The sequence below is a fragment of the Motilimonas sp. 1_MG-2023 genome, from assembly GCF_030547455.1.
Lineage (GTDB): Bacteria > Pseudomonadota > Gammaproteobacteria > Enterobacterales > CBDFNC01 > Motilimonas.
Window position 1 is genome coordinate 155,599 of the sequence record NZ_JAUOPX010000004.1, and the last position, 9,106, is coordinate 164,704.

Annotated in this window: 7 protein-coding genes and 1 tRNA gene; 3 read left to right on the plus strand and 5 right to left on the minus strand. The window is 42.0% G+C overall.

Annotated features, from left to right (window positions below; all coding sequences use genetic code 11):
• Positions 1-51 precede the first annotated feature (51 nt).
• The 5 genes from Q4519_RS03555 to yejK form a co-directional block, all read right to left on the minus strand.
• Positions 52-1,185, minus strand: coding sequence for an ABC transporter ATP-binding protein (locus Q4519_RS03555; protein WP_303509606.1), 1,134 nt, complete (start codon positions 1,183-1,185; stop codon positions 52-54).
• Entirely contained in the window at positions 1,166-2,047 is an 882-nt protein-coding gene (locus Q4519_RS03560; protein WP_232802553.1) for an ABC transporter permease subunit, read from the minus strand. Before Q4519_RS03560 ends, Q4519_RS03555 begins: the two co-directional genes overlap by 20 nt.
• The gene (locus Q4519_RS03565) at positions 2,040-3,638 is read right to left on the minus strand and encodes an ABC transporter permease subunit (protein WP_303509610.1); all 1,599 of its coding nucleotides are present in this window, start codon (positions 3,636-3,638) and stop codon (positions 2,040-2,042) included. The genes Q4519_RS03560 and Q4519_RS03565 overlap by 8 nt, the downstream gene beginning before the upstream one ends.
• Positions 3,635-4,918, minus strand: a complete 1,284-nt coding sequence (gene malE / locus Q4519_RS03570; RefSeq protein WP_336623435.1) for a maltose/maltodextrin ABC transporter substrate-binding protein MalE — start codon at positions 4,916-4,918, stop codon at positions 3,635-3,637. Before malE ends, Q4519_RS03565 begins: the two co-directional genes overlap by 4 nt.
• Positions 4,919-5,022: 104 nt before the next feature.
• A complete protein-coding gene (gene yejK, locus Q4519_RS03575) occupies positions 5,023-6,030 on the minus strand; it encodes a nucleoid-associated protein YejK (protein WP_232802556.1) in 1,008 nt (335 codons plus the stop codon).
• Between the two features lie 75 nt (positions 6,031-6,105).
• On the opposite strand from yejK, the gene Q4519_RS03580 reads away from it, so the two are divergent.
• The 3 genes from Q4519_RS03580 (at position 6,106) to Q4519_RS03590 (ending at position 8,416) form a co-directional block, all read left to right on the plus strand.
• The gene (locus Q4519_RS03580; protein WP_232802557.1) at positions 6,106-6,318 is read left to right on the plus strand and encodes a YejL family protein; all 213 of its coding nucleotides are present in this window, start codon (positions 6,106-6,108) and stop codon (positions 6,316-6,318) included.
• A gap of 94 nt (positions 6,319-6,412) precedes the next feature.
• The gene (locus Q4519_RS03585) at positions 6,413-8,218 is read left to right on the plus strand and encodes a DUF3413 domain-containing protein (RefSeq protein WP_303509616.1); all 1,806 of its coding nucleotides are present in this window, start codon (positions 6,413-6,415) and stop codon (positions 8,216-8,218) included.
• Positions 8,219-8,339: 121 nt separating this feature from the next.
• A tRNA-Pro gene (locus Q4519_RS03590) sits at positions 8,340-8,416 on the plus strand.
• Positions 8,417-9,106: the final 690 nt, after the last annotated feature.

Below are 9,106 nucleotides of genomic sequence, written 5' to 3' on the forward strand. Positions count from 1 at the left end.
ATCTGGCAGCGCAACAAGGGAGAAAAAGTAAGGATAATTACGCAGGTTAAATTATAAGTACAGTTGCTCTGATGTTCTCGGAAACGCGATACCTTGAGCGTTAAACAAATGACAAGCATGGCTTGGGAAATGCAGCGCTATCTCGCTAACAGTAGGCAAAGCTATGGTTGCCAACATTCTCAGCACCAATTGCTGGCCTTGATGATTTAGGTAAACAAACGTATCGGCACCAAGCTTATCAATGCCAACAACTTGCGCCAACAAATGAGTCTCTTGCTTGGACTTTGCCAGCTCTAGGTGCTCAGCTCTAATACCTAAAGTGATCGCAGAGCCCTCCTCCCCTTGGCGGGTATCCGCTTGCACACTGATTAGCTCACCAGTAACAAGCTTAATCGCACTGAGTTTATTACTGGTTTTAACTAAGGCTCCCTTTAAAAAACACATTTTTGGCTCACCAATCAACTGTGCTACTTGGGTATTTCTCGGGTTCAAATAGAGCTCAAGAGGCGGGCCAACTTGCTCCAGATTAGTCATGACATGATCGGACAAATGGCTTAACACCGCCATACGATCCGCTATCGCCATTGCATCTTGATAATGATGCGTCGTCATCACAAAAGTAGCGCCAAGCTGGCGCTGTATGCGGTTAAGCTCAAGTCGCAATTGGCTTCTTGTATCACCAGACAAACCGGTAAAAGGTTCATCAAATAAAACCAGAGAAGATTGTGGGGCGATGGCTTTAGCAAGAGCCCCCCGCTGTACGTTTTCAGTCGATAAATGCATGGGTAAATGGTTTATCACACCATCTAAGTCAAATAGTTTACTGACCCATTTAACTCGTTGCCTTTGATCTGCTTTACTTAAAGACCGATGTTTCAAACCGAAGAGAATATTTTCTTCTAAGGTCATATGAGGAAATAAAGCATGTTGTTGAAATACCATTTCCAAGCCACGACGCATCACTGGCACTTTATTCATTTGCGTCTGGTCGATAATAATTTCACCTTGGGACGTAGTTTCCAAGCCAGCAATCATTCTCAGTAAAGTAGACTTACCTGACCCCGATGGCCCAACAATACCAAGACACTCTCCCTGCTCAACATATAAATTAATGTCTAATAGCAGGTCTGGTCGCCCTTGACTGACAAATGACTTACTGACATGACTAAGGATCAACTGCGACATAACCGGACTCTTTCAAAGGTGATTGACTAAATTGGAGCAACCAGTATTGGATCAATAGCAACAAAATAACTGCAGGGCTGGCGCTTAATAATGCAAACGCACAAAATTCCCCCCAGTTATAATAGTGGTCAGAGAGGTAAAGTTGAGATCCAACCGCTAGCGTATATTGATCTTGTTGCTGTAATAAAATAGAGGCAAATGGAAACTCACCGAATGCCATCATAAAAGAAATTAAAAAAGTCACCAATAAACCAGGTAGCAACAGTGGTAAAATAATGTGCATCATTATTTGCCAAGCCCTAGCCGATGACAGTCGAGCACTTTCTTCGTATTCACTGGGCAGCCCCGATATTTGCCCTTTTAAGAACCAGATAAAAAACGCTAAACCACCTAAATAAACCACCACTAAACCACCGTGACTATTTACACCTAAACTAGGCATATAAACGCCCAATTTACGCAGTAAAATATACACCGCAACTAAGGCTAACACCGACGGGAAAAATTGCAAAAACAACAAGCTATTTGCGATCGGCTTAGATGCAAAAACATGTTTACGAACTAAACCATAAGCCGCCATCGCGGCAAGACTCGTAGCCAAAATGGCATAGATAAAAGCAACTTTTAAGCTATTAACTAGCCAAGTTAACGCGGGATAGGGCGAATAAATCCATTTACCTTGCTCGTTCTGCACTGCAAACCCCAGCACCAAGCGCCAATGCTCCGTGGTCCATTGCCCTGTTTCGCTCCCAGGAGCTCCCAATGACCCCCAAAGAATCAACATGATGGGCGTTAACACCACCCCACAAACACAGCATAAAACTAGATGTTGCCACCAAGGCATATGACTCTGTTTATACACGTCTACCCCTTGTCGTGTTGACCTCATTGTTCAACCAGCGCCAACAACCCAGCGCCACTATACCAATTAAGACTAAGCCAAAAGAAGTAATGGCACTGGCCAGTGCGTAGTTTTGCTCAGCGCTAAATGCAATTGAATAAACATAATTCAATAATAATTGTGAATAACCCGCCACCGGAAAAGCATCTAGCATCACAGGTCGGCCTTGGTTAAATAAAAAAACCAACACAAAGTTATGTAAATTGAATGCAAAAAGCGCAACCAACACAGGCTTTAAGGGCTTAATAACCAAAGGGAATGTCACATGGATAAAACGTTGTATCGGTCCATAGCCGGCCATTGCCGCCGTTTCATAATATATGCTAGGTATGCGCCTTAAACTGGCTAACACAAGTAGCATCACATAAGGGTAGCCAAGCCAAATACTCAGCCCCACCAAGGTATAGCGAGCAGAATCAGCATCATTAGCCCAATCAGGCGTTGTTGAAAAAAGTAATGTCAACAAATTTGCCAGTTCGCCCCCATGAGGAGTGAGTAACACTTTAAAGCTTAATATACTTACAAAAGGTGGGATCGCCCAAGGTAACAATAAAACACCGCGATAAAAATAACTGAAACGAGTCAATGGATTAAGGGTTAATTGTGCCAAGATCAAGCCAATCAAAAAACTCCCTAGCAAAGACAATAGAGCGAACATAAAAGTCCAGAGCAACACCTTTAATAGTGGTAACAACATCGCTGGATCAGAAATAATAGCAGCATACTGATCGGCCCCTTTAAGTAAAACAAATCCAGGGGTGACAGGAGGGCCGATAAACTCGCCTTGGCCATCAATCGCGTGAAAAAAACCCGTTGTCATGTTTGCCCGTAAAAAATGTTCGGTCTGATTATCAAACAAAGTATTTACATCATGCAGCATGGTTCCGTTTGCCAGCACTAAACCTTCATTTAATTGCCGATAGCGAGGGGCGACTAGCCCATAAGCTGAAAAATCTAATCGAGTCAGTTGTTGACCACTTGGTAAAACAAGGGGCTCAGAAGCAAAATACCGCCTAAACATAACTTGCTTGGTCAGATCAGCCTCAGGCAAGAATAAGGAAGCACCTCCAGCGCGTAAGCTTAAGGCCTGGCTTGCAACAGGTGGCAATGAAAATTGATTACTTAAATAGGATTCATCATCGCGCATTAATTTTAATCGGTAGAGCTCACCATCAGCCAACACTTGATAGTCATACTTCACTTCGGTGACATAATACTCTTGTAGTAAACGTTTAGTGACAGCTTCAACTGAATTCATATTACTACTCGTGTAATTAGTCACACTCATAAAAAGTGTAAATAATAAAGGCAACACGCTAAAACTAAAAATAGCAGCTAATGCTGGGTACATCAGGCGATAGGGACGCCCTGCTCGGCTACGATAAACCCACATGCCACTCAGAGAAATACAAATAAAAAGTACTGCAAAAACATATTCAAGTGCACTGATTAGTACAACCGACACTACAATAATGGCCATACATAAGATAAAGTCGATTAAAGATAACCACTTGCGCTGTTTATTAGATTCGCTTACCTGATTTAAGCTCATGGCAGCTCAGCCTTAGCCGGCAGTAACTTACGCTCAGCATCCAATAGTATGTCCGCACTAGGGCGATGACTTGAAAGTTGTGACCACACCCCCTCCATTACCTTGAAAAAACGACTAATTTCAGGAATATTTGGGGTTAACTGGCCATACTTTAAACTGGTAAAACTGACTTGTATCCAAGGATTACTGGCAACTTGATTTAAATAGGGAATATAGGCCGGCACACCCAATGATACATGCTTATCGAGAGAAGCTAATCCTTGCTCTGTAGTTAAATAGTTGGTAATAAAATAATCGGCTATATCTTTCTGAGTGCTATATTGATTAATTAACGCACTGTAAACATTAATAAATGGTTTAGGTGACTCACCATTGATTAAAGGTATTGCACTTAACCCAACCTGAAAACCAAGCTGCTTTAAACTTTGCCACTGCTGCGGTTTCACTAACATCATGGCTTGCTGCTGTTGACGAAACTCCCGCTCTATCTGTTCTTGATTCACCTCATTCGGTAACCATTGTTGCGCTAAGAGGGCTCGAATAAAATCAATACCACGGCTTGCATTTGCTGCTGTTAAGCCTGAATGATTGCCGTTAAAAGTAAACCCCGAATGGGCAAAACTGTAAGCACCATAAGCCGATAAAAAAGGAAAACTCAATTCAGTGTCATGATAGTCCCAAACTAATGACTTTTTGCCTTGGCGACTGAGTATTTTTTGCCAATACTGCATTTCATACCAAGAGCTTGGCGGGTTACTGACTAAATTTTTATTATACGCCAAACTAAGCACTTCAATCCCTAAGGGATAGCCATAATACTGGTTTCGGTACTTAAGACTATTGATCGCAAGAGGTACATATTTAGCGAAAGATGAAGCACTAAACTCAGTGTTAGCCAATAAACCGTGACTAGCCCATAAACCAATTTGATGGTGGTAAGTAAGGATAATGTCGGGACCATTGCCATTAGGCGCAAACAGAGGAAACTTGGCGTCCATAAATAGCGGGGTTTGCACAATCACCTTGATGCCCGAAGCGCGTTCAAAACGTTTTGCGATAGTTTTGACCCCTGACACGCTTTGTTGCGTCGACATCCAAATGATCAAAGGGGATTGCGCCATTGCTGAATGAGTTGAAACAAAAAAAACAAACAAGCTGCAGCAAATCAGGCATAGCAGTGACTTCAAAGCAAATTCAATCCTTGAATAGCAACAAAAAATTACAGCAGTTATCTCACAGTGCAAATAAATAACAAGATAAGAATTAACATTTTGCCACAAAGATCATTATGAGAAGCAACATCTGCCCTCATAATGACATATATAGCCAATCAACTTGAAGGTGCATGTATCAAGCATCTCTAGGTTGATTGGATATAAAACAATTACTTTCGTTTTAATTGCTCTCTTAGATTCGGCGGTAATCCCGTAATGGTCAAGGTGTCAGTTTGTTCATCATAGTGAACCCGTTCGCCTAAATGCTTTTGATCAAAACTAATGCTTAGGCCACCACCTGAGCCAACATACTTAGTTAATTTACGTATAGTGCTGCGATCGACTGGAAAGCGCTCTTCCAATTCATAATCTTGGGATACAAAATCATAAAAACTGGCTTCATTCTGTTGCTCTGGTAACACTTCCGCTAGGGTTTTTAATTCAACTTCTTCACCTTGACTAAGCTGCTCAGCGCAGTAATTAAAGACCGTTTCTCGGTATTCTTTGGTTTCAGCAGCTGGCAGCGCTTGAGTTTGGCAAAACTCATCAACGGCTTTCATCAAGCCGACATTTTGCTGTTTCGCATCAAGACCGGGCTGGCAGCCCATAAAATCTAAAAAGAAATCAGCCACTTTGCGCCCTACTCGACCTTTAACATAAGAGATATAACGATTACTTTCTGGCTCTCGCTGCCATTGCGTTAAATCAATACGAGCCGCCAACTGCGCTTTACTTAAGTCTAAGTGTCGGCTCGAGCTAATGTCTAACTCATCCGTCACCATCACAGTGTCTTTGTTAGCCAGCATCACCAGTAATAAATAATCACTGGCCACCCAAGTGTACTTAGCTAATAACAGTACGCCTTCTTCGGCAAACTCATACTTAGATACTTCATTGGCCAATAAATGGGCTGCAGATTGAGAAAACTCAACAAAGCTGGTCTCATCAGAGACCACTTGCTGTAATAATCGAGAAAATTCCCCATTATGCTCTTCATCATTAGAAAAAAAGCCAAAGCCTTTGCCAGCCTTACTTTGGTAACTACTTTGTAGTTCTTCCACTAAGTGGTTTACGCTGTTATTAATCGGCAGCTCTTGGTCTCGCGTACGACAAACCAATTGCCCCTCGTTTCCCATCACTAGGGAATGTAAAATAATATTGTTTAATTCAAGGCTCATATAAAAAAAAGTGTGTTAAGGATACCTGTGGGGTATTATATGCCGCTTTGCCAAAACAATCAGCACAGGATATTTATGCCCATCGTTTCAAAATATTCTAATGAGCGCGTGGAACAAATCATTGACGACGTTGTCAATGTGTTACAACGTCATGAAGCGCCATTAGATTTAGCCTTAATGGTACTCGGAAATGCCACCACTGAGCTTATTAACGGAAGTGTTAAGCCCGAGCAACGAGCTGCAGTTGCAGACAAATTTGCAAAAGCGCTCACAGCCTCAGTAAAATAATACTAAGCTATTGTTTGCGCAGGCCTTACCTGCGCAATAATAGAAAAATTAATGGATATTTTGAATCGTTATGGTCGAAACCGGTAATCGATATATGGACAATGTTTCCAAGCTTATTAGCTGGGGCCATTGGTTTAGCAGCATTAACATACTGTTTGCCTTGATTATTGCGATTAGATACTTAGTTGCCGCTGAATGGCCGCCGACCTTTCTTGGTCAATCTTATCTACTGATTAGCTGGCTGGGACATTTTAGCTTTATCAGCTTTGCATTTTATTTAGTCTTTATCTTTCCTATCAGCTTTTTCGTGCCATATGAGCGCATTTTACGGCTACTTGCTGTATTTGCTTCCACCGCTGGCTTAACCATACTGCTACTGGACACCCAGAGCTTTAGCTTGTTTCGTTTTCACCTTAATCCCTTGATGTGGCAGTACCTCTTTAATGATAACAATCCAAGTACTGCCAACTTATTGTTTATCGCTATCCCCTTTATTTTTTTATTGCAACTTACCGCTTCTGAGCTTATCTGGCGCAATTTACGTCCCTTATATCGCGCCAATCATGGCCCCAAGATAGCCGTAGTATTAATCATCGCATTCCTCTTAACGCACTTGGTAAACATCTGGGCAGACGCGACTTTTTACCGCCCAATAACCATGCAAAAAGCTAACTTTCCACTTTCTTACCCGATGACGGCAAAATCTTTCTTGATCCGTCAGGGCTGGGTTGATGAAGCCGAAATCAGAGCACATCAAAATCCACATCATGAAGGCCGAACAATAAAGTACCCCCTGCGTGAAATTGAGCATAATTTGGTAACACAACATCCTAATGTTGTCGTCGTCATGGTCGATGCACTGCGGGCCGATATGCTAAACAAAACAAACATGCCTAATCTGTCACGACTTGCTCAAATGAGCACTGAGTATCAAAGCCACTTTAGCGGTGGTAATTATGAAGATTTAGGCATTTATAGTTTCTTTTATGGCTTGCCAGGGCGTTACTGGCCCGACATAGAGCAAAATAAAACGCCTTCTGTATTATTGAGCAGTTTGCAACAGGCAGGATATGAGCTTGGTCTATTCAGCAGTAATCAAGCGCCGTCATTACAGGCTATCGCGGCCAATAGTCAGCTAAATGTGAGCACTAATGAAGGAGCCCTCAAAGGCGATATCAATGCGATCAAGCAATGGCAAGAATGGCAAGCAAACAATCAAACCAAGCCGAGTTTCAGTTTTCTTTATTTCACTGCCGCCTCAGCAATGGAAACGCCACCTAATTATCCTGAATTATTTAGTCCGACGACCAGTACTTTAAAAGATAAAAAGTTGGCTGAGCCCCAGCAACAAGAAGCTTTATTCAATCGTTATAAAAATGCGATTTCGTACACCGATATTTTGTTAGCACAAGTATTTGATAGGTTGACTGAGACCAACCAGTTCGATAATTCAATTATCATCGTAACTGGCGCTTATGGCCAAGAATTCAATGACTTGGGCACTAATCAGTGGGGCAATCATTCAAACTATGGCTGGCCACAAACGCAGGTGCCTTTAGTGATACATTGGCCAGGACAAACTGCACAGAAAATTGAACAAGATACCAGCCACTTAGACCTAGTACCGACGTTAATGGAACAAGTGTTAGCGACTAAAACACCAAGTCGCTTTTACTCAACAGGGCAAAACCTGCTTGAGCCATTAAAGCGTAATTACATTTTAATGGGGGATGATAATGACTACGTGGTTTATCAGAAAGATAGCATTATAGAGCTAAATGCAAAGGGTGACACCTATGTACTCGATCGCGGTTACAACCCCATTCCAAAAGCCGAACCGGATGTAGCAGTATTGATGCAAGTGTTAAATGATTTACGGCGTTTTTACCCTGCAAAATAGACACTTAAGCTAAAAATTAACCAACAAGCTATGCCATTGATGGTTTGCTGAGCAGTCAGTTTTTTAAATAACAATTGTTACTTGCAATGCGTTAATAAATGCTTAATATAGCCATACAAATCGGGATATAGCGCAGCTTGGTAGCGCATCTGCCTGGGGGGCAGAGGGTCGCAGGTTCAAATCCTGCTATTCCGACCAATTTCTAAGAAACCAGCCTTCGGCTGGTTTTTTCGTTTGCGCAATCGTCAAATACAACAACCCTCTCTCCTTCAGTGCTCTAAATTGACACTTTTATGTCTATATAATGCCCAATCAACTTAGCGATACTTACATTTCAGCAAGGGTTTATACACATTTAGGCAAGGCATTGAAGCAGGTAATGGCTTTTCCTTATCAGCATCAATCTTGCAGCACAAACCCGAGTAAAACTCGCCCTTTGGGAGCGTAGTCTTGTTTCCCAGACTTAAAATCAAGCGCGTTATTACGCTAGTTTAAAAGGTGTTTACATTCCTGCATTTGGGTGTCTAGTATTAGAAACAAGGCATGCTGCATATTCCCATGAATGCCGATCACCCAATAACATTGATGCCGATCACCTGATAACACCCAAGTCGATCACCCAATAACATCGAAGCCGATCACTTTTGCCTCGAAATGTTATTCAGCGATCGGCATCAATGTTATTAGTATGTTTTTTCGTCAATTCTTCTTTGTAGGTGTGTTTTTACCGTTATTCTGTTGGTTTTCCCAGCGGAGTGACCATGCCAGCAGCACCTATATCTATGAGAAAACTAAAAGAAATACTTAGGTTAAAATACGGTTGCGCCTTGAGCCACCGACAAATTGGCAAAAGCTTATCCGTTTCACCCTCTGTTGTATCTATGTATG

What these genes read in the sequence shown, in the direction of transcription:
- Q4519_RS03555 (WP_303509606.1), bottom strand. Translation starts at nt 1,185, where the DNA reads ATGTCGCAGTTGATCCTTAGTCATGTCAGTAAGTCATTTGTCAGTCAA.
- Q4519_RS03565 (WP_303509610.1), bottom strand. Translation starts at nt 3,638, where the DNA reads ATGAGCTTAAATCAGGTAAGCGAATCTAATAAACAGCGCAAGTGGTTA.
- yejK (WP_232802556.1), bottom strand. Translation starts at nt 6,030, where the DNA reads ATGAGCCTTGAATTAAACAATATTATTTTACATTCCCTAGTGATGGGA.
- Q4519_RS03580 (WP_232802557.1), top strand. Translation starts at nt 6,106, where the DNA reads ATGCCCATCGTTTCAAAATATTCTAATGAGCGCGTGGAACAAATCATT.
- Q4519_RS03585 (WP_303509616.1), top strand. Translation starts at nt 6,413, where the DNA reads ATGGACAATGTTTCCAAGCTTATTAGCTGGGGCCATTGGTTTAGCAGC.